This window comes from Vibrio sp. SCSIO 43135, assembly GCF_023716665.1.
In the GTDB taxonomy this organism is placed as follows: Bacteria; Pseudomonadota; Gammaproteobacteria; order Enterobacterales; family Vibrionaceae; genus Vibrio; species Vibrio paucivorans.
Genome location: NZ_CP071860.1, coordinates 1,751,361 through 1,772,908, shown reverse-complemented (window position 1 = coordinate 1,772,908; position 21,548 = coordinate 1,751,361). Strand labels below are relative to the sequence as shown.

The following is a 21,548-nucleotide window of genomic DNA, read 5'->3' as shown; positions in this document are numbered from 1 at the left end:
AGTGAGATGGCGAAAGTGATATTTATCTGTGGCTTTATCGGCAGCGGTAAAACCACCTATGCAAAACAATTGGCGGACACTGAGCCTGCTTTTCGTTTTTCGATTGATGAATGGATGATCCCGCTATACGGCGAACACATGGAGCGAGAAGTGTTTGACGCTCGTCTTGCCACTCTTACTGAGCTTTTTCAGCGCTCCGCGTTGGAGATGATAGACCTGAATGTTTCAGTGATTTTTGATTATGGCTTGTGGCGCCGTAGCGATCGTGTGGCCATGCTGGCGTGGGCAAATCAGCATAACCTTGAAGCGGAACTGCATTATCTAGATGTGGACTTCGAAACCTGCCAACAACGAGCCTTATCACGTAATAGCCAGCGAGAAAACAAGGCCTACGAAATGACACCAGAGATGCTAGATATGTTTTGGACGTGGTTTGAAACGCCTGATTCCAATGAACACGTTATCTCTATTAAAAGCGGGGCAATAGATGGATAAGCAGGAACTTAGTGGCGGCCGAAAAGGCGCAATTTTTAAGCACGGAGAGACGGTGATTCGTCCACTCACACAATGGTCTAAAAGTGTTCACTGCTTTTTGGATTATCTTGCCAGAAATGGCTTTGATGCCGGCCCGAAGGTTATCGAGACAACGGATTCCTGTGAAACACTCAGCTATGTGGCGGGTGATGTTTACAACTACCCGCTTGCAGGGGCTATCGCTAGCAATCAAGCACTAACCTCAGCAGCTCAGCTGTTACGCCGTTTTCATGATGTGAGCGCTTTATTTGTTTCAGAAAATCGTGCCCAGAATCTAGAGTGGATGTTGCCAAGCCGAACACCCGAAGAGGTGATAGTTCACGGAGACTTTTCGCCTTACAACGTGGCATTGAAAGAAAACCAAGTCACCGGTGTGTTTGATTTTGATACAGCACATCCCGCTCCGAGATTATGGGATCTCGCCTACGCCGTTTATTGCTGGGCTCCATTCAAAACGGGCTCTAATGACTCTTTGGGAAACATTGATAGCCAATCACACAGAGCCAAGCTGTTTTGCGATGCCTATGGCGCAACGCCACAGCAGTGCGAGGGGCTGGTTGAAGCTATGAAGGAGAGGCTAGATGCGCTGGTGGGGTACATGCATAGCCAAGCAGAGCAGGGTAATACCGCGTTCATAGATAACCTCGCAGATGGCCATCACTTGAGTTACCTTCGTGATATTGAGTACTTGAGCACCCATGCTGAGTACATTACATCTGTGTTGGTTTCTCCAAGCCGTTCTTAATGCGGATCTGGTTGGGCGTTTGACCAAAACGTTTCATTAGCAGCTTAGAAAGGTAACTGGCGTCACTGACATTTATTTCATCGGCTATCGTAGAGAGCGTTAGCGTCGAGTTTACTAATCGCCATTTCGCGTAATCTAGCCTCATATTGAGCCAGTAGTGGTGAGCGGTTTGTTGGGTGAAAGCGTGGAATTTACGATCCAGCTGTCGGCGGCTTATTCCTATTCGTTGTGCAATGTCTTCGAGGCTAGTAGCGTCTGCTAGATGGAGCCGCATAAGTCGGATGGCGGAATTGAGAATGGAGTCCTGCTGATATTCGTCTTTAGTTGAACGCAGAATATGGACCGGTTCACGAGTCTCATCGACTAGCATATCAGCCAAGCCTTTAAGCGCTCGTGGTTGGTCAAAGTGCTTGGCTAAGATTTCCGCCGCGAGATCGATACTGGCGCTTCCACCCGCGCAGGTGATGCGCTTACCGTCGAATTGGTACAGTTTGTCGCTGGTGACGCGCAGCTTGGGGAACATAGAGCGAAATTCCTGTTCGTGACGCCAATGGATTGCAACTTCGTGGTTGGACAAAAGCCCTAACTTCGCTAATAAAAAGCTGCCATTGTCTAAGGTGACCAAAGGTGTTCCGTTAGCCGCTGCTCGTTTAATCCAATCGCCATATTGGTTGGATTGTTCGATGGCTTGTTTAGCGGTGCGGCTGCCAAAGATCACAAGGTAATCGATTTTGGTCAATTCAATGTCGTCAACGTGCTGATCAATATTCAACAACACTCCAGAGCTGGATCGTACTTGCTGTTGGTGTCCTACCACTTTCCAACTGCATAGCCTTTGCTGACTACTGTCTGCTTCATCTGCGGTAAATCTTAGCTTATCGATGAAACCACCAAATGGCAGCATGGCGAAATCTTCTAGAGGTAAAAGGGCAAAGCGTAGTGTAGGGGAGTGTGGGGAAAGTTGTGTCGCAACCATGATCAAAAGCCAATATCAATTTGGATGTCTAAATTTTACCCATATATGTCCATTTTATACCAAGAGGAAACTCGATTTGTTCGTAGACTTGTGACTTACCCCAATAGTTATTGAGAATAGAGATGCAGTTCGAAGTTTGGTTGATTTATTTGGTTGCCGTTGTTGGCGTGAGTTTAGTTCCCGGGCCGAATGGCTTATTGGCGCTGACTCATGGGCTAACGTATGGCCGGCAACAAGCAAAATATACTGTATTGGGCGGTGTGGTGGGTTTTAGCTTGTTGATCACTCTAGCGTTGAGTGGAATAGGCGTGCTTTTAAGCCTTTCTGAATCGATCTTAATCGTGATGAAAGTGCTCGGTGGCGGTTACTTGATTTGGCTCGGCTACAAGTTATTGAAACAAAGAGCAGAGGGAATAGACATCGGAACAAAGACGAGCGCAACCAGCCGTTATACTCTGTTTAAAACTGGTTTCATTACCGCGATCGCCAACCCCAAAGTACTGCTGTTTTTTGCTTCATTTCTACCCCAGTTCCTCAACCCAAATATTGGTTTTATTCAGCAGTGGTTAGTCCTGGCGGTAACGTTTGTGGCGGTGGAGTTTTGCGTCGAATATCTATTAGTTGTCAGTGCCCACACCATGCGTGGACACCTACAAAACAAAGCTGCCTTGTTGAATAAAATCAGCGGAGGTCTGTTTATTGGTTTTGGAGTGTTACTTCCCGTTGTGTAATTAATGCTTGGATGGTCTGGTAGCGTTTCGCCAGATCGCGGTTTTTCTTGTGTACCAAGTAGAGTGTTTCATTCACTGCTGATACAGGCTGGTGGACGACCAACTGATGTTTGTCTGGGAACGCATCGATGGCACTCTGCGGAAGTACCGTGAAACCAATGCCTTGTGAAACAGGCAATAGAATTTGGCTGAGCTGGTTGATGTAACTACTTACTTTTATACCTTCAACCTCCAAGCCTTGCAGCTCTGGTGAGTGACACCGCTCGTTGTACATCGCAAGGTAATGTTTGGCATCAGGATGAGCGATCATACCCAGTTCTTTCAGTAGTTCGGTAGTGACAGGTTTGCTCTTATGCTGCTTGCCAATCACTAAGCATAGTGGTTCTTCCCCAACGGCTTGGTAGCTAAAAAGGTGGCTGTGAGCGGTGTCGGTGACGATACCTAAGTCGGTGAAACCATTTTGAATGTTGTCCAAAATTCGCTGGTTTGGTGCGACTTCCAGTTGGAAGGAAAGATCGCAATGCTGGTGTTGTAGAGTGAGTAGTTGTGGATACAGCCATAGAGCAAAAGAGCCTGAGCACGAAATAGTACATTGCCCAGCGTAGGGAGAGTCTTCACTCAGGCTATGCAAAAGCTGCTGTTCTCGCTCGGCTGACTGAAGTGCGTAGTGGTAAACTTGCTTACCTTGCTCAGTCAGTTCAAAGCTCTTGTTTATCCGTTTGATCAGGGCATGGCCGCATGCTTGTTCAAGCTTTTTGATATGTTGGCTTACACCGGGTTGAGTCATAAATAACGTGTCAGCCGTTTGAGTAAAATGGCCAACTTCAACCAGAGTTTTAAAAGTCTTTAACCAAATTGGGTTGAGCATATCGGGGTGCCTTTGCCGGTAATAGGAACGCTTTCTTTTTACGTTATTTGAATATAACAATATATTATTATATGGCTTGTTAATGATAATATCTAATTTGGTCAATGCACTTAGCGTTTGGCTAATATCGAGAGGCTACCTCACCCTCTATTCGGAATGTGCAGTAGCGATATCTTGTGGGCAAAACGGATTATTGTGTATTGGCTTTATGCTAATTCAGAGTACACTTCCGCAGTTTTTAATCTTGTAGGTGAATCGTAAATGGGTGTGGAAAGCATTCTAGCGTTTGTTGTCATCGTATTCTTTATTGCTGTCATTCCCGGTCCTAACGCTTTGCTAGTGTTAAGCACTGCGTTAACCCAACGCAAGCTGTTCGCGATGGTGAACATATTGGGGGTGTCGCTTGGCTTTTTGTTCCATGCATTTATTTCCGCCAATGGGATGAGTCTGGTGTTGTCCCAGACACCATGGGCATTCCAAGGCCTAAAGTGGATTGGTGTCGGTTACTTAATCTGGCTTGGCTACAACCATTTTAAAGTGGCGCTGAAAGCGGAAGATGGCACGTTAGTGATCCCACAAGCCGCGAAACGGAAAATGAAACAGCACTTTGTTAAAGGTCTGCTCACCAATTTACTCAATCCAAAAATAGTGTTGTTTTATTTGTCGATCTTCCCTCAATTTGTCGACAAACAAACCGTAATGCGAGATAGCTTGATGCTTGGTGCGTTGCAAGCCGCTGTCGTGGCGAGCTGGTTTATGGTGGTCATTTTGATGGCTGGCACATTGAAGCAATGGCTGACACAAAAGCGCACAGCGAAATGGATGAACTTTACCTGCGGTATCATCTTTGTTGGCTTTAGCTTACAACTTGCTTTGTTCCAGCTTTAAACCGAATTTTTGTTAATTTTTGAGCTCAACCACTCTGCTGTCTTGATCTGACTCAATCAAAGCTTGGATTACTCTTTTGGGGTAGTAGATCTGTTGCGTTATTCGCATACATTGCCGGTGATCCTCCTACAATTATTAGAGCAATGACAACTAGCATGCCGATGACTTGCACTGAGTCTATTGGGTGTGTGAGGGATAGTGTGATGAGCAATCCTCGAGCGAAAACTTCAGAAAGCCGTCGCCGTTTTTTACGCGATGCAGCGCGTACAGCGGCGGGTGTTGGTGCGGTAGCGACTGTATTTGGCTTGCAATCGGTGCAGAGCCAAGCAAGAGATGGCAGCGGTGTGCCGGTCCGTCCGCCGGGAGCGCTAGAGAAAGGCGACTTTGAAAAAGCGTGCACCCGTTGTGGGTTGTGTGTTCAAGCCTGCCCTTACGACACGCTTAAACTTGCGACATTGCTTTCTTCAGTCGAATCGGGCACGCCTTATTTTAATGCTCGTGAAATCCCCTGCGAAATGTGTGAAGACATACCGTGTGTCGTGGCATGCCCAAGTGGCGCACTTGATCACTCACTGACGAACATAGATGACGCTCGCATGGGAACTGCGGTATTGATTGACCATGAGTCGTGTCTTAACTGGCAGGGGTTAAGGTGCGATGTGTGTTATCGTGTGTGTCCATTGGTCGATGAAGCTATCACGCTTGAGCACATTCGCAATGAGCGTACTGGCTATCATGCCAAGTTAATCCCAACCGTACATTCCGATAAATGCACTGGCTGTGGTAAATGCGAGCAGGCGTGTGTCACCGAAGTGGCTGCAATCAAAATCATTCCAACTGAGTTAGCCAAAGGGAAAATGGGCGCGCATTACCAATTGGGTTGGGAGGAGATTAATAAGCCCTTAGGCAACAGTCGCCCAGACAGTAGTGCCATTCCTTCCGGTGCGCTTGAAACACTCGGAGGAAACAAATAATGGCGAAAAATCTTGCGAAAGATGCGGGTAAAGAAGCGAGGCAAAAACTTGGCTGGTGGCACGCTCACCGGTTTCTTATTTTGCGCCGAGTCTGCCAATTCACGGTAATGGGGCTGTTTCTTCTGGGGCCAACAGTTGGAATTCTCAAAGGCAATCTGTCATCCAGCTTATTGCTAGACACAGTACCGATGACCGACCCACTGATGTTTTTGCAGGTGGTGGCGAGTGGCCATGTCCCAGAGCTTAATGCAATATTGGGATTTTCACTGGTGGTCGTTTTTTACGCCCTTTTGAGTCCAAGAGCGTTCTGTGGCTGGGTGTGTCCAATGAATGTTGTTACGGACATAGCGGCGTGGTTGAAGAGAAAGTTGGAAATCAAAGCAAGCTTTCGCTGGAATGCGCAATTGCGCTACTGGTTATTGTTTGCAGTGCTTATTGGCAGCGCCGTATCTGGCACTATGATATGGAGCTGGCTCGATCCGGTTGCTGCATTGCATCGTGGGATATTGTTTGGCATGGGAGCTGGGTGGGTTCTTATCCTTCTGGTGTTTATCGTCGACTTTCTATTGGTTGATCATGGCTGGTGTGGGCATTTATGTCCCCTAGGTGCGACCTACGGTGTGATAGGTCGTAAGAGCATGCTACGCATTACCGCAACCAACCGAGAGGCGTGTACTAAGTGTATGGACTGTTACAACGTGTGCCCTGAGCCAGATGTTCTACGTCAACCATTAAAAGAGGGTGACCGACGTGTGATGGATCAAAACTGTATGAGCTGTGGCCGCTGCATCGACGTATGCCCTGAAAATGTACTCGAGTACAAAACGATTTTCCGCACTAAACCGCACGACTAGCCTTACATAGTGCCGACGTTTCCCTAGCGTCGGCACTTTCTTCATCGTATCACTGCTGTGCCCTGCCTATTTGCCCTTTCACATTACTTCCACATGCTTCCCCTTAAGATATCGCACAGTATGTTATTAGATGAGGCTGTGAACGATGAAAAAGGCGATGGGTAGAATCACGATGGTGTTGGCGTTGGTAATGTCCGGTCAGGTGTTAAGCGCCGACCTTGCTAACGGAGAACAGCAGTTTACTTCGTTATGCGTGTCTTGCCATGGTGAAAAAGGGCATGGTGATGGTGTGGCAGGTAAAGCGTTAAGTGAAGCACCATCAAACATCTATGACGGCCTGACTTCGTTTTGGGAGTCGGAGGCAGAGCTGATGGATACAGTACTCAACGGCAATGAAGGGATGCCCGCTTGGAAAAGTGTGCTGAGCGAAAACGATGTAAAAGATATTTTTGCCTATATACGTCAAATCAACCAGTGATGGCTGGTTAACCCATGGCCAAAATGAAAAGTGGACTGTGAAGCTCTGTACTGAATAAAACTTTTTTCATCTCTGTGGCGGCTCTAGAAAACAAAACAGGGCCATCTCCGAGCTTGTTTAGTGCCTTAAAATCGCGATTTCGCATGGTTTTAAATGACTGTTTTTACAGGTTTTATTTTTGATGATTCGAATAAGTTGAGGTGATAGCCTTACCGACATCAGATACAGGAGCACGTCATGAACAAAGTGGATCACGTTTATCAGCAGCACGATTTTTCGAAGCAGGATTTGAGTTATGCGACCTTCAAGCGCTGCAAGTTCTATCAGTGTGACTTTAGCCGAGCGGACTTGCGTGAAGCGCAATTTGAAGATTGTAGCTTTATCGAGCCGGGTATGATTGAAGGCTGCCAGTTCACTTACGCTAACCTCAAAGAAGCGAGCTTCAAAGATTGCCAATTATCTATGGCGAATTTTTCTGGGGCAGATTGTTTTGCCATTGAGTTGAGAGATTGCGATCTTAAAGGTGCCAATTTTTCTAAGGCTTTGTTTTCCAATCAAATTAGTCATCAGGTTTACTTCTGTAGTGCATATATCACCGGTTGCAATTTGTCCTACGCAAACTTGGAGCGATTGTGCCTAGAGAAAGTAGAACTGTTTGAAAATCGTTGGACGGAAGCTAACTTGTTAGGAGCCTCCTTCAAAGGATCTGACTTGAGCCGTGGGACTTTTTCACCTGAAAGTTGGGGGCAGTTTAATATGCAGGGTTGCGATTTAACTCACGCCGACCTAGAGGGACTCGATGTGAGGCGCGTTGATCTGACAGGGGTGAAAATTTGTGAATGGCAGCAGCAAAAGTTGCTTGAGCCGCTGGGCTTAGTTGTTATGCCGGGATAAATAAAGGGTGCCTTATGGCACCCTTTTTATTGCTTAGCGCTTAATGGGTTATTCACCCATAGATGTGGAAGCGCGGCGGCGATCGGTTGCGCCGTAAATCTTGCCGTCTTTCAGTTCAATCGCATTTAGCCCACTGACTACAGGAATGACATGTACTGGGTAACCAAGCTCTTGGAAGTCTGGTACAAACATCTCTGCAAAGGTTCGTTTTTCAACCAGTAGCCCAGTTGGGTTGTATGGCTTGGTACGATCTATTTTGATGCCGTACTGAATGTTTGGTAAATCAATCGCGTCCTGAGCAGACAGATCCCAATCTAAAACACCAACCAGTGTTTTCAGTACATAGCCAGGGATTTGCGCACTGCCCGGAGAGCCTACAACCAGTCTGAGATTGTCGTCTTTATCTGTCACCATGGTTGGCGTAATCGCAGAGCGAGGTCGTTTACCAGGTTCAATGGCATTTTGTGCTGGTTTGCCATTAAACTCTGGTGCGCTGGAGAAGTTGGCCATTTGGGCGTTGAGGATCACACCGTCAACCATCACCCCTGAACCCATCCCCGTGCCAACGGTACTGGTCATTGCGATCGCATTGCCTTCGCTATCAACAATTGAGATATGGCCAGTATCGTTACTTTCATAGCCTTGATGTTGAGCGGGCTTCTCACCAGAGAGTTTCACGTCACCTGCTGGAGGGTTTTTCTCCATCGCACCGTTTTCTGGGACCAACTCACCTCGGTCATCAAGATACTCCTCACCGAGCAACGCTTGTGTTGGGGTTTCCACGTAATCTGGATCGCCGGCATAGCTTACGCGGTCGGCTTTGGTCACGCGCATGGCTTCTACCATTAGTCGCCACGGTTCCGCATCGGTAATCGACATGCTGCCCATGTCGTAATCTTCCAGAATCTCTAAAGTTTGGCTTACCATCAAACCGCCCGAAGCAGGGTAACCGAAGGAGTAGATGTGGTTACCACGATAGTCGCTTTGTACCACTTCACGCTGCTTAATCTGGTAATTCTTGAAATCTTCTAAAGATAGTTTAGCGTCGTTTTCACCGAGGCGACTGTTCACTTCTTTAACAATGTGCTGGCCAAACTCACCGCCGTACAGGTAGCTGTCACCATACTTAGCAATATTGGTGAGGGTGGCGGCGATTTTCGGGTTTTTCATTAACGTACCCGTTGGCTTGATGGTGTCGCCTTGCCAATACATCGCTTTGATCTCTGGGTCTTTGATCATTCGGTCTTGTTCACGCACCACAATGTCGTAGCTGTAGCTATTCATCGCGTAGCCTTTGGTCGCAAGAACAATGGCTGGAGCAAGTAGCTCTTGCCACGGCAACTTACCGTATTGCTGGTGGGTTTGGTACATCAAACGCAAGGTACCAGGTACGGCTACAGAGCGTGGGCCGAGGATTTCATTACGCTCGATAGGTGCGCCATTTTCCATAAACATATCTGGACTGGCGCTGGATGGCGCTTCTTCGCGGCCATCAAAAGCGTGGAACTTATCTTGTTTGGCATCGTAATACAGTGCGAAAGTACCGCCACCAATACCGGTCATATCGTGCTCGACTACCGACATCACCATTTGCATGGCGACCATGGCGTCTATTGCGTTACCGCCGCGCTTTAGAATCTGGTAACCCGTACTGGTCACATATGGGTTGGTTGCGCTGACCATAAAGTTGTCACCGACATCGTTCGGCTGAGTTGGGAAAGGCTCAGGTTTTGCCGCTGCTACGCTCGTACTAAGGATTGTTAAAGAAAGTGCCAAATAGCGCATTTCTATCTCCGCTTTATTATTGGATATGTCACGAGTGAGGCGTGTGTGCTCACCCGTTATGGATAAAATTGAAAATTTATAGACTAACGTACGTATAAATAATTCCGTCGATTAACCTTATCTTTACAAAAGTGTTGGCTTTTAACCGAGTCTTTACATAAGAGTTATAAATATAGGCAAGGTTGATACAAGCGTGAATGTTAATTGATCCCTCTTTTACACTGTAAACCTCGTGGAAACCCATGTTGGCTTAGCATTCCTTTGCGTCATTGTTAGATATAAGTGTGGATGGGATCCGTCATAAGGTATTAACCGAGTTTTAAAAGGCTGCATACACTACTCATCAAACCAAGAGTACGAGTGAACAAGGGGCGTTTACTCAACCTAGATGAAACTGAAGTCTCATAGCTTTGAGATTCAGTAATAGTAAATGGCACCTTCGATGATTAAGTTTTTGCAAAGCAGTAAGACAGTCGCCTCATTTGTACCACTATCCCTATTACTTACGTTCTCAAGCGGCTTAATGGCTGACGCCATTGATGGGGCGGCGGAATTAGAGCTAAAAGGTAAGCAAATTTTCACCCACTATGGGTTGGATGAAAACGTACCCAAGTTAGCGATGAGTTCTCTGCTTCAGGGAGAGCACTTAGTGGAGTATGCCACCCGTAAGCTTCACATTGGCGACGAGGTGCGTCAGTCGAGTGTTTACTTAGTGAAAGACACAGATACCAAGGGAAACATTGATCTTCGAATCAAATACAACCCAGAAGAATTGGACGATCACGAGAACATTATTGATGAGATTGAAACTTTTACTCGTACTGAATATCGTCTGCGCAATTATGCTCAAAGCTATGATCCATCCTCTGTTGTGGCAGAAGAAATGCCCGATGGGAGTGTACTGATCAAGTTTGATTATTCTAAATATGGTTTGCCACAGGACATTGCATACTTTCGTTACTTAAGTGTCGAAATTAATCTGGTGGATGGTGAGCCAGAAAGCATGACTATCTCGAACAAGGACGCGTTTAACTACGACAAGTATCGTATTGAGACTTATGAACAAGTGATTGATTTTCAGCGTCTAGAGAGTGGCAAGTTGGTGATTGCCCGCAAGCGTACAGAGATCAACGGAACTCAGAAAAAGGAACCGATAAAAATGGTAACGACGGTAGAACCTGTTGCCATCTATGAAGACGATTCTGGGGTAAACATCCTTGATCACCAACGTTTAGAGCAGGTTTCCGATCCGAGAATGCGCGAAGAAAGCGTCAAACTAGATCGAGTATTTCCTTTGATGGGTGACATCGTTCGCCGACAAGGTATCGATTTGCCACTGCCCTTTGGTATTTCGGCGACATACCGAAGCCAAAATATGAATATTCCGTTTACTGACTTTGTCATTGAAGGTGTCGGGTTGAACGAACTGTTCGATCCTCTTGGAAGCATCGGTGTAGTGAACGCAGAAAGTTTCACTCTACGCGGTGACGTGAACATTTTGCCTTTCTGGAATGTGTTTGGTTTGGTTGGAAAAATTAATGTCGATGCCAAAGTGGATGCCGAATACACAGGTAATGCAGGGGAGCTTTTGCGTGACAAGCTTAATAACAAACTCCCTCACCTTGGCGACGCTTTTTGCAATGAATTAGCCGCTCTATGTAACAAAGGCAGACTTAATGTGCCACTGCACCTTGAGTATGACGTCGTGGGTATGGGAACCACTTTATCTGTTGGTTACAAAGAATTTTTTGCTTCAGTGACAGGGAGTTATACCAAAACTCGTTTAAAAGGCACCGATAACTGGGGAGACGGCATTTTAACGGTACAGCCAATGTTGGGTTATCAGTTAGTTGATTATCGCGCACAGCTTTTTGTTGGAGCAGAGTATCAGGGCCTAGATACTCGAATGGATGGGCATGTCGTCGCAGGCGATATTGAGTTTGACTATGACATTGGTGTGAATCTCGATAACTGGGCTTACTTGGTTGGATTCAACAAACAGCTGGGTAAGCACTACAACTTAACCGCACTGTATAACAAAGGTGAAACGCGTGACTCGATTACCCTGAACTTTGGATATCGCTTCTAACTTTCCAACATTGTGTAACCAGACGTCACGGTGACTGATGAAGGAGCTCATCCTGCAAACACGAGTTAGTGAATGAGGGGTTCGCTCTTACTATCACCACATCAATTTTAGCCGCGAGGTAGCGGTTGGGGTAAAGGGGGAATGGACAACCTTGTCAGCATTAATGGTCAAAAGATGAAACTAGGCTTCAGCAAATCAATCATTAGCTTTGTCACACTGATATTTATGACGGCATGTTCGTCGCCACATAGCTTTGATAAACGGGTAGATGAACAAAACTATAGACAAGTTAACGTTGCATTAGGTGTCAATCAGTCATTGTCTGAACCGATTCGAATTCTGAAACATGACCAAGAGTCGCTTTTTTACTCTAATGAGAGCCAGAAAACTCCATTGCATAGCGATGATGACCAAATGCATATATTGGTGCTTTCGGGAGGAGGTGCGAATGGTGCATTTGGTGCAGGCATTCTCAATGGCCTGTACGAGATAGAGCAAGTCCCTACTTATACGGTAGTGACGGGTATTAGCGCCGGAGCAATGATAGCGCCCTTTGCATTCGTTGGAGGAGACAAAATCCCGGAAATGAAAGAGGTCATGTTAGGTATTCGAGACAGCGAAATCGTCGGGAAAAAGAACCTACTTAGTACGCTATTCAAAGACGCTTTTACCAAAGGGGACAAATTGGTTGAGTTTATTGAGAAGGTCTACACGCCTGAATTTATTAACGATATTGCTAAAGGACATGAAGCTGGAAGGCGCTTATTGATAGGTACCACACAATTTGATTCTGAAGAGTTGGTGGTATGGAATGTTGGTCTGATTGCATCAAGCAATATGCCAAACAAAATCGAGTTGATTCACAAAATTTTGGCTGCTAGCGCCTCGATTCCAGGAGTATTTCCTCCTCAGTTTATTGACGTCGATGGCCAAGGTGAGTTGTTAGAAGAGCTGCATGTGGACGGTGGGTTATCCGCTCAGATGTTTCTGCTAGCCGACCACATCGATTACGACAAGATCAATCGAGCCATGGGATTAGATTTAGCGCCGACAGTGCATGTGATACGAAATGGCCGGTTAGCTTTGCCTTACAAGCAAGTCGCAGACAAAGGGATCGATTTACTGACACGTTCTGTAAAAAGTATGACGGTAAACCAAAGTGTTGGTGATTTGTACCGGATGGCTTACTTCAGCCAGCTTCAGGGTTTGAACCTCGAATACAGCTATATAGAGCGGCATTTCGATGCCGAGCGCAGTACCAAAGATATGTTCGATAGCCAATACATGCTTGCGCTATACCAATACGGCTATCTAAAAGCCAAACAAGGCCAGGCTTGGTCTCAATTGAAACACTAATTGGATTGTTTACCCATCTATGGATCAGTGGCTGACCGAGTGTAGGTGGGTAAGGAGAAAATAATGACAACGACTGATTTTATAATTGATGCGATTACGGTGTTAGGTACCGCAGCATTTGCGTTAGCTGCGGTATTGGCCGCATCCGACAAAAAAGTGGACCTGTTTTCTGTCACTGTACTTGGAGTAATCACTGCAGTGGGAGGCGGTACTATACGAGATTGTATTTTGGACGTCCCAGTATTTTGGTCACAGGATATTTCCTATATCACTATAGCCTGTATCGCGAGCTTATTTGGCTTCTTCTGTTTTCCGCTTATCCAGCTTAAAAAAATCAATACCGTGTATTTGTATATTGATGCGCTCGCTATTGCGATGTTTGCGATTCAAGGTACGGACAAAGCATGGGCATTAGGTTTTGGGCTACCTGTTGCTCCCGTTATTCTTGGCATTATTACTGCCGTTGGGGGCGGGGTGGTAAGGGATACATTGCTGCAAAGACCATCACTACTGCTGAATAAGGAGCTGTATGCGATTCCAGTTGCACTCGGGTGTTTGCTGTACTGCGGTTTTCTCGTTTTCTTCAACGATTTTTCCCAATTTGGCGCTCTAATATCTGTTGGGTTGATTGTTTACCTTCGGCATTTATCTATCCAGAAACATGTATGTGTTCCTGATTGGGCAATCATCAATCGCAGTCAATAACCAGTGCGTGCTGACACAAACTAAATCAACGATATCTATCTTCTTGCCTAAGTGTTAGGCAAGGCCACCTGTGCATGGAAGCTTGACTCGCTAGATACGAATCTGGCCGTTATTAAGGCAATACAATGCAACTTTCTAAACTTTTCTCAACGTTGGCACTAGGTTGTGCGGTGTTGTCAGTTCCATCTTATGGCTCGTTCTTCGATGAAGTAGACGGTCAGTTCGATATGGGACACCACATCGCAGAGAATGCTGTGGGCTTTTTACCTGTTCCGATCATCATCACCGAACCAGCAGTTGGTTATGGTGGTGGGCTGGTGGGTATTTTTATGCATGAAACAGAGCATGAGAAACAGCGACGTAAGCAAGCCGCACTCACATCTTTAGATGGTGGTGCTCAGCTCATGCCTGCTTCTATTACCGCAGTAGGGGCGGCTGGAACCAAAAACGGCTCTTGGTTTGCGTTTGCCGGTCATCGGCACTCTTGGTTAGATGATTCGATTCGATACATTGGCGGAGCTGGTGTAGGTAAAATCAACTTGGACATCTATCAGGATGTTTCCTTCCCAGGAGGTTTGATCCCTGGAGTTGGGGGGAAGTTACCTTCATTTAATACTACTTTTGGCTTTAACACCCAAACCACGGGGGCCGCGATGCTTCAGAGTGTGCAGTTTCGTGTCGCTAAAACGCCTTTAATGCTAGGCGTTAAGCAACTAGCGTCGTACACCTCTGTGGAATCCAGTAATGGTGTTATCAACCAAATACTGGAATGGACATTGGGCAAAGAAAGTGTGATTTCAGGTTTAGGGGTAACGGCAGAGTATGACACTCGCAATAACCTTTTTTATCCAACATCAGGCTTTAAAGTCGCCGCTGATTATATGGTATATGACGAAAAGATCGGCAGTGCTTCTAACTATCAGAAATTCAGCCTCGAAGGTCAAGGCTATATTCCCATTGCTAAAAAATGGACGATGGCCTTCGCTGGAGATTATGAAAACTTCTCTACTGAAGAGTTATTTATTGCTCCAACGGCCCAGCCATACATTAAATTAAGAGGCGTGCAGTCTTACCGCTACCAAGGTGATGAGATCGCCACCCTACAAAGCCAAGTAACTTATGATATTGACCATCGTTGGAAGGTGTCGGCCTTTTATGGGGTTGGCGAAGCTAAGCAAGATAATAGCTTAAGTGACAACACAGTAGTTGATGCTTATGGCGCTGGATTCCGTTATCAACTTGCTCGTCGTTATGGGCTTTATATGGGGGTGGATGTCGCTAGAAGCGAGGGAGAAAACGCGTTTTACATTAACTTAGGAAGTGGCTTTTAAGCCCTAAAAGAGGGTGGGATGTTTATGACGGATTCAGTCCTCCAAATGCGATTAACCGCGTTGGTGTGACATCCCTATAATTCTTTCCAAGCCAGCACAAACGAATCAACAGGACGGTAATAAGCGCATGGACACGCTTGTTTGAGCAAATTTTTATAGCCATCAAACAATAGTGGACAACAATATGACAACCCAACGCACACTCATTGCCATCAGCATTTCTCTACTTTTAGCAGCGTGTGGCAGTGATAGCTCAGACAATCAGCCTGGACCGACTAAGCCTGAACCGTTAAAACCAGAACCAACCCAGTACGTCAATGTCGACGTGGGATACGCTAATGTCACTGCTTTACGTGAATCAGTCGTGATTAATAGAGTAAACGGGGACCAAGTACTGGAAAATGTCGAAGTGTTTAAAGGGCTACGTTTTGCCAGTGCATCTCGATTTAATCACAGTGAATTAGTTCCCCTCGACGGCGATGTTGATGCGACCAAATTTGGCTTTGTATGTCCTCAGCTTAAAACAACCATCCAGACTCAATCGGAAGATTGTCTGAACTTAAATCTATGGCGACCGAATAATACTCAGGCCGGTGACGACCTACCTGTGTATGTGTTCTTACATGGTGGGGATTTTGAATATGGTTCGGGCTCCGATCCGCTAGTTCATGGAGATACTGTCGTTGCACAAGGTGTAGACGATGACAATCCGTTCATCATGGTCACGCTAAACTACCGTTTAGGCATCTTAGGAAGCCATTGGGTTAAGAGTGATACGACCGATGGAAACTACGGTATCGGCGACCAAAAACGCGCATTAGAGTGGGTGCAGCAGTACATCAGTGATTTTGGCGGGAATGCGTCAAACATTACTCTCATGGGGCAAGGTGCCGGAGCGATGTCGATAGGTTTGCTGCAGCAACAGATGTTGGACGGGAAACTCTCGGCAGACTCTTTTCAGCGTGCCATTATGCAGAGCAATCCATATGGCTTTGAGTACCGCAGTTATAAAAGTGCTAAAAACCAAGTTGAAGATCTTGAGCTTGAAAACGCGTCTAGTGAAGAAGTACTGAGCGTGCAATCTGATATTTTGAGCCTTCCTAACCGGATTGTTGGTTGGGTCTTGAAAAGTGTCAATCCATTGAGCTCTGAGGCCACTCCAATGGGTGAACTGATGCCATTTTCGCCTTATATGGCCTGTGAAAAGGTTGGGCTTACTGGTTGTTCTAAAAATGCTGAGCAACCTTATCGCAGCGACTTTGCTGTTCCAACCGTGGTTGGGTCAAACTCTGATGATTCAAACACGATGAGTATGTTGCCTCGTTTGACGTTCTTGATTCCAAAAATTTTAGAGTCGTTGCAAGCATCTCAACAAGACTCTCTGGATTCATTGTCTTTGTCACAAGTCGAGCAGAGTGTAAAAGAATGGGTAAGTGATGAAGCTAATGTCGAAATGATTGATAGCCTGATGTCAGGTGACGACGCTTTAGTAGACATCGAACTTCCTTCATTACCAAGTACGGCTTATGAAGCCGTTAGCCAGCTATTTTTTGGCTTAAGCAGTAGCGATATCACATCCCAACTGCTGGGTTTTAATGATTTCGCCCCGCATAGCGAAAGCGATCTACGCCTTGCGATGAAAAATATGTCACAGTTCAAAATGATGATGAACGATATGTTGTTCTCAGGTCCAAACAGAATGAAAGCAATGGCTTCCCTGCAGCCTGTGACGTTTTATCACTTTGGGTACAAACCCAGCTTTAACGTCTGGACGTACAATACTAACGGCGAGAATGGTGATTTAGATGTTGAAGATGCTTTGAAAACGGTGAGCTGCATTAGCGGAGCATGTAATGGTTCTGAGCTGCCATTTGTGTTCAATAAAGCTCTTAAACTAGATGGAAGCAGTGTGTCACCGTCCAAGAAAGATAAAGCATTGATGGCGACCCTCTCGAGGCTGTGGTTCAACGATGAACTATTTAGTCGCTATCAGTACGATTTGGGCTCTGACAGTGTGTTGGTCGTTGATGTCAACGGCGATATTGGACTAGAGCTTGACTGGGACCGATATTCACACGCAGGTGACGATCCAGCATTGAGCCATGGGCGTCTGACTGGTTTAGAAGAGTCAGGGATATTGAATCACTATTTACTGAGTAACTAAGATTATTAAAAGCGGCCAATCATAGATTGGCCGTTATTTTTTCTGTTGCTCATCGTTTGGCAGAAAAGGGTATTCGATGGGTGGCGTCCTACATCTGCGAGTTAGAGTTTCTTTCGGTTACCTCTACAGTAGGCACTGTCGAGAGGCGAGCTACTCACGTGTATTAAATACGGCTTTATCCTCTCGCTAAGCGGGATATGAAAGGTGCACTTTCATTGATTGATATCGAAATCCGAGGGGTACAAATGCCACACGAATTTACATTGGGAGAAGTGTATTTTCCTCCCTTACTGGTGGTTGCGTTCGTCGCATATTTAGCCACTAACCTAATCTCTGCTGTTGCTGCGAAAATCGGGGTTTACCACTCTATTTCAGCGCCTGCTTTATTTGAACTAAGCGTCTTTGTGCTGGTTAGCGCATTACTTGGCCTAATTCTTCCATTCGTCTAAAAGTGAATAAAATGAAACGTTATCTAGTGACTTTATTGTTTGTCGGAGCCGCCGTTATTGTTGGCTCATTATATTACTCTCAATACCAACAAAACCCTTGGACTCGAGATGGTCAGGTGCGAGCTCATGTGGTTCAAGTTACCCCTCGTGTAACGGGGGCAATTGTTCAACTTAATGTTCAAGACAACAGTCGTGTGAAGCAAGGCGACACACTATTCGTTGTCGACCCAATGCCGTTTAAAGTTCGCTTGCTAAAAGCGCTCGCGGCGCAAGAGCAAGCCGAAGCCTTACTCGCTAAAGCGGAAAACGAGTGGTTACGAGCGACTGGCTTAGAAAAACGTTCACCTGGGGCCGTACCGACGTTGTCACTTAATAACTACCAGACTGCAGTAGACACAGCGAAAGCGAATTTATCGGCCACTCAAGCCGCGGTTGAAGAAGCTCGCTTGGATTTGAGTTATACCGAGGTTAAAGCGCCTGCAAATGGGTTTGTAACCAATCTACGTCATCATGTTGGGGCTCAAGTGATGGCGAATAATCCGGTCGTTGCGCTGATTGATGAAGACAGTTTTTGGATTGAAGGCTTCTTTAAAGAAACGGATATTTCCGATGTTGATGTTGATAAAACTGCTCGCGTAACTTTGTTGTCTGAGCAATCAATCGTGCTTGAAGGTCACGTAGAAAGTGTGGGATATGGCATATCGAAAGTAGATGGTAGCACTGGGTACTCTCTGTTGCCCACAGTAAATCCAAATTTTCAATGGATTCGCCTTGCTCAACGTATTCCTGTCAAAGTAAAGCTTAACCATGTCCCTGATGAGGTTCAGCTTCGTGTTGGTATGACCGCTTCTGTGCAAGTCCACAAATAATTTTAGTTATTTTCCTTTGGCAGGGGAGGGGAAATTATGCTGTCTCACAGCAGTAAAGAAGCGATCAAAACGGGGGTCGCATTATCTTTAACGTTAATGGCAGTTCATTGGTTGGGCTGGCAAAAAACCTCGTGGGCGATGCTGACGGTGTTTGTTTTGTCATTAACGGATGTTTATGGGTATTCTGCGCTTAAGTCACAAAATCGAGCGTTGGGTACATTACTGGGCTCGCTCACCGCGTTTGTTATTCTAAGCTTGTTTTCGCAGGATCGAGTTGGATTCTTTGTTTCTGTCCTAGGGTTCTTGAGCTTTTGCGTGTACATGAGTTTCGATGCTCGACGAGGGTACCTTTATAACATTGCAATTACGGTTTGCTTGGTGATTACGAGTGCGGGCATCGATAGTGGTACCACTGGATTTGCGACGGCTATCTTAAGGCTGCAAGAAACGCTGCTAGGTGTGGTTATTTTTTCTTTGGTTTACCGGATGCTATGGCCCGTTACGACAGAGAGTGAGTTTGAGCGCGTAGCGTCGTTAACATTGGATAATCTGCACCAAAGGCTATTGGGAGATCAAGCTGAGTTAGAGCCGGAGCAGGTTGCCAAAAATATTCAATTATTGAATGATCTTCTTTCACTGCCATCTAATGCTAAGTCAGGTTTAGCAGCACGCAAAGAGGATCTGACAATAGCGCTTAATGCCCTTAATTACCTTCATGCTCAAACTGAGATTAGAGCAGGGAACACTCGTAAAGTTAACGACGAAAAATTGTTAGATCTCGTCAGTGATGTGCGTGCAATATTGGCCAATGAAGGGGATGAGCCATTGATGCGGTTGAGGGCGTTGCCGTTAGTTCCAATCACTAGCAATAAGGGTGATGATCTGCCTAATCGAATTCGCTGTATTGCGCTGGTATTGAGCATGGCTATTACCATGGTTTTTATGTGGATATGGATGCCTGTACCTGGCGGGGCTTTATTTCCAGTATTGGGACTGATCATTGCGCTAAATTTGGCGAAAGCTCCTGCAAAGTTCATTACCCCTGTCATGCTGCTGTATTTCTTATTTGCATTTGTGGTGCTAGCGCAATATGTACTTGTGTTCCCAATGTTCACTGAGTCATGGCAAATAGCATTAGTTTTTTCGTGAACGTAGTGGTTTGGTACCGTATCTTCGAGCGTTACCACTTATCGACCATGAAAATTTTGTTGGGCAATGCCTTGGTGAACATGGTGGGAAGTGCCACAGAACTTACCCCTAGCTATGATATTGCTTCTCCGTTGATGATGTTGGTGTATATGTTCGTAGCGATGGCCGTGGTTCGCTTTTACGTATCACTGTTTGACCATCTTCCCCGCTTTAGTAAAGAGCCAAGCACTATCTAATGAAGCTAGTGTTAAGTGAAAAAGAATCGGTACCAAAGCCAGCAACATGCAGTTGCTGGCTTTTTTGTATTGATTGACGATGGCTCTTATCGGAGAGAGTTAGGGCGCAAACAAGCCGTAAACTCTTTTTATCTATAAGGGTTTGATTTTGCTTTCTTTTAACTGGATTTAGCCCTGGCGGTTAATGTTTGTTATGACGGGTTTAGTCCGTCATATTGCATTGTTTGAATATTAAAATCATCCATACAATAACCTCAACTTAAACAAACACACACTTAAATACAGAGGTTAATATGAGTACTTCAACACTGAATCAAGCAGCGCAATTTGAGAACGGCATTATGTTCGAAACAGGCGAAGAGATGCTTTATGTGCTGCAACTCAATGGTAGCTGGTACGAAATGGGGAAACAGTACGGTGCGCTTTCTGCAAAACACATGCAAGCGATGTACGATGCGATTGTTCAGCCGGAGTTTGATAAAGGTTTGATCAGCCAATCTGAGGCATTTGAGCTGTTTGGTTCGCGAGTCTTTGCCTCACTTTCGCTACGCCGTAAGCAGTACTTTCAAGGGGTGGCTGACAGCCTGAATTGGCCTGTTGAGAAAGTCGTCGTTCTAGATCAAAGCGGGCCGATGGCTATCTATCTAGGTAAGTTACATTCGTTCTCTGGCTGTTCTTCTTTAGCTACTTGGGGCGAAAGTACAACAAACCAAAATATGCTTGTTGGTCGTAACATGGACTGGAGCGAAATATTCTTAGATTTCCCTATTTACGCGACGATCTACAACCCTACTGATGGTTCAAATAGTGTAGCGAATGTGAGCTGGCCTGGTTGGACGTGGATGGTAACGGGTTTTAATGACAAAGGCGTTTACACGGATTTGCACGACGGTACTTCTATGGGCGGCAATATTGTCTCAATTGAAAAACCTTCGTTCCTAAACTCAGTCTTTGATTACATGACAGAGTCCGATTCAGCAAAGGCGTTAAGCGCACGTTTCCAAGCGGCTCGTACAGACATTGCAAGTATCTGGATGGTAGCGGACAAAAATGGCGAGACTTGTGCGTACGAAAACACGATTCAGGAAAACCGTAAACGAGTATCAGACAAAGAAGCAACTTCTTTCGTTACAGTGAACACCTTTTTGAACCCTGATTGGGGCTTAGGTATGCGTGAGACCCAAAGCTTCTCACTTAAACGCTTGGAAAACCTGAATGCTCGTCATGATGACCACATGGGTAACATTGATGCTCAGATCATGCGCGATATCTTCGATTTACCTTTGTACGATGAGGACGGCAATTTTAAAGAAAATGGTGGTGTGACTAAGCCGACTAACCAAGATGTCGATTTAACTAACTACCAAGTGGTTTCTGACTTAAATGAGCTTCAAATGTGGATAAAACTGCCTGCTCTGGGAAGCGAAAGTGGTTGGGCTCATATTGATGTGAAGTCTCTATTCAATTAATGGT

The 21,548-nt window shown here is 45.7% G+C and carries 21 protein-coding genes; 18 read left to right on the top strand and 3 right to left on the bottom strand.

Annotated features, from left to right (window positions below; translation table 11 throughout):
- Positions 1–6 precede the first annotated feature (6 nt).
- Positions 7–495 carry a P-loop nucleotide/nucleoside kinase family protein gene (locus J4N42_RS22545; RefSeq protein ID WP_252032764.1) on the top strand — a complete coding sequence of 163 codons (489 nt, stop codon included), beginning with the start codon at positions 7–9 and terminating at the stop codon, positions 493–495.
- Positions 488–1,279, top strand: coding sequence for a phosphotransferase enzyme family protein (locus J4N42_RS22540; RefSeq protein WP_252032761.1), 792 nt, complete (start codon positions 488–490; stop codon positions 1,277–1,279). Before J4N42_RS22545 ends, J4N42_RS22540 begins: the two co-directional genes overlap by 8 nt.
- Here J4N42_RS22540 and J4N42_RS22535 read toward each other — a convergent pair.
- Positions 1,245–2,255 carry a GlxA family transcriptional regulator gene (locus J4N42_RS22535; RefSeq protein WP_252032759.1) on the bottom strand — a complete coding sequence of 337 codons (1,011 nt, stop codon included), beginning with the start codon at positions 2,253–2,255 and terminating at the stop codon, positions 1,245–1,247. The two genes, J4N42_RS22540 and J4N42_RS22535, sit on opposite strands and share 35 nt — an antisense overlap.
- A gap of 122 nt (positions 2,256–2,377) precedes the next feature.
- Here J4N42_RS22535 and J4N42_RS22530 point away from each other — a divergent pair, with 122 nt between their 5' ends.
- Positions 2,378–2,986: a LysE family translocator gene (locus J4N42_RS22530; protein ID WP_252032756.1), complete on the top strand. Its 609-nt coding sequence runs from the start codon at positions 2,378–2,380 to the stop codon at positions 2,984–2,986.
- Here J4N42_RS22530 and J4N42_RS22525 read toward each other — a convergent pair.
- Positions 2,952–3,854 (bottom strand): LysR family transcriptional regulator, encoded by a 903-nt coding sequence (locus J4N42_RS22525; RefSeq protein ID WP_252032754.1) that lies wholly within the window; start codon positions 3,852–3,854, stop codon positions 2,952–2,954. The genes J4N42_RS22530 and J4N42_RS22525 overlap by 35 nt on opposite strands.
- Before the next feature lie 261 nt (positions 3,855–4,115).
- Here J4N42_RS22525 and J4N42_RS22520 point away from each other — a divergent pair, with 261 nt between their 5' ends.
- The 5 genes from J4N42_RS22520 to J4N42_RS22500 all read left to right on the top strand — a co-directional run bounded on the left by J4N42_RS22520 (position 4,116) and on the right by J4N42_RS22500 (position 7,942).
- Entirely contained in the window at positions 4,116–4,742 is a 627-nt protein-coding gene (locus J4N42_RS22520) for a LysE family translocator (protein WP_252032752.1), read from the top strand.
- Positions 4,743–4,945: 203 nt separating this feature from the next.
- Positions 4,946–5,716, top strand: a complete 771-nt coding sequence (gene napG, locus J4N42_RS22515; protein ID WP_252032750.1) for a ferredoxin-type protein NapG — start codon at positions 4,946–4,948, stop codon at positions 5,714–5,716.
- Positions 5,716–6,570, top strand: coding sequence for a quinol dehydrogenase ferredoxin subunit NapH (gene napH / locus J4N42_RS22510; protein WP_252032748.1), 855 nt, complete (start codon positions 5,716–5,718; stop codon positions 6,568–6,570). The genes napG and napH overlap by 1 nt, the downstream gene beginning before the upstream one ends.
- Positions 6,571–6,715: 145 nt before the next feature.
- Positions 6,716–7,048 carry a c-type cytochrome gene (locus J4N42_RS22505; protein WP_252032746.1) on the top strand — a complete coding sequence of 111 codons (333 nt, stop codon included), beginning with the start codon at positions 6,716–6,718 and terminating at the stop codon, positions 7,046–7,048.
- Positions 7,049–7,285: 237 nt separating this feature from the next.
- A complete protein-coding gene (locus J4N42_RS22500) occupies positions 7,286–7,942 on the top strand; it encodes a Qnr family pentapeptide repeat protein (RefSeq protein ID WP_252032744.1) in 657 nt (218 codons plus the stop codon).
- A gap of 48 nt (positions 7,943–7,990) precedes the next feature.
- Here J4N42_RS22500 and ggt read toward each other — a convergent pair whose 3' ends face one another.
- The gene (gene ggt, locus J4N42_RS22495; protein ID WP_252032742.1) at positions 7,991–9,727 is read right to left on the bottom strand and encodes a gamma-glutamyltransferase; all 1,737 of its coding nucleotides are present in this window, start codon (positions 9,725–9,727) and stop codon (positions 7,991–7,993) included.
- A gap of 442 nt (positions 9,728–10,169) precedes the next feature.
- On the opposite strand from ggt, the gene J4N42_RS22490 reads away from it, so the two are divergent.
- The 10 genes from J4N42_RS22490 to J4N42_RS22445 all read left to right on the top strand — a co-directional run bounded on the left by J4N42_RS22490 (position 10,170) and on the right by J4N42_RS22445 (position 21,544).
- A complete protein-coding gene (locus J4N42_RS22490) occupies positions 10,170–11,816 on the top strand; it encodes a hypothetical protein (RefSeq protein ID WP_503035177.1) in 1,647 nt (548 codons plus the stop codon).
- 174 nt (positions 11,817–11,990) lie between these two features.
- Positions 11,991–13,172, top strand: coding sequence for a patatin-like phospholipase family protein (locus J4N42_RS22485; RefSeq protein WP_252034149.1), 1,182 nt, complete (start codon positions 11,991–11,993; stop codon positions 13,170–13,172).
- A gap of 63 nt (positions 13,173–13,235) precedes the next feature.
- A complete protein-coding gene (locus J4N42_RS22480; protein WP_252032739.1) occupies positions 13,236–13,877 on the top strand; it encodes a trimeric intracellular cation channel family protein in 642 nt (213 codons plus the stop codon).
- A gap of 125 nt (positions 13,878–14,002) precedes the next feature.
- Positions 14,003–15,208: a BamA/TamA family outer membrane protein gene (locus J4N42_RS22475; protein ID WP_252032736.1), complete on the top strand. Its 1,206-nt coding sequence runs from the start codon at positions 14,003–14,005 to the stop codon at positions 15,206–15,208.
- 184 nt (positions 15,209–15,392) lie between these two features.
- Positions 15,393–17,372 (top strand): carboxylesterase family protein, encoded by a 1,980-nt coding sequence (locus J4N42_RS22470; protein WP_252032733.1) that lies wholly within the window; start codon positions 15,393–15,395, stop codon positions 17,370–17,372.
- Between the two features lie 197 nt (positions 17,373–17,569).
- Positions 17,570–17,821, top strand: coding sequence for a DUF1656 domain-containing protein (locus tag J4N42_RS22465; RefSeq protein ID WP_252032730.1), 252 nt, complete (start codon positions 17,570–17,572; stop codon positions 17,819–17,821).
- An 11-nt stretch (positions 17,822–17,832) separates the two neighbouring features.
- Positions 17,833–18,690, top strand: coding sequence for an HlyD family secretion protein (locus tag J4N42_RS22460; RefSeq protein WP_252032727.1), 858 nt, complete (start codon positions 17,833–17,835; stop codon positions 18,688–18,690).
- A gap of 36 nt (positions 18,691–18,726) precedes the next feature.
- A complete protein-coding gene (locus tag J4N42_RS22455) occupies positions 18,727–19,839 on the top strand; it encodes an FUSC family protein (RefSeq protein WP_252032724.1) in 1,113 nt (370 codons plus the stop codon).
- The gene (locus J4N42_RS22450; RefSeq protein WP_252032721.1) at positions 19,812–20,075 is read left to right on the top strand and encodes a hypothetical protein; all 264 of its coding nucleotides are present in this window, start codon (positions 19,812–19,814) and stop codon (positions 20,073–20,075) included. Before J4N42_RS22455 ends, J4N42_RS22450 begins: the two co-directional genes overlap by 28 nt.
- 293 nt (positions 20,076–20,368) lie before the next feature.
- On the top strand, positions 20,369–21,544 hold the full coding sequence (locus J4N42_RS22445; RefSeq protein ID WP_252032718.1) for a C45 family autoproteolytic acyltransferase/hydrolase: 1,176 nt from the start codon (positions 20,369–20,371) through the stop codon (positions 21,542–21,544).
- Positions 21,545–21,548 lie beyond the last annotated feature (4 nt).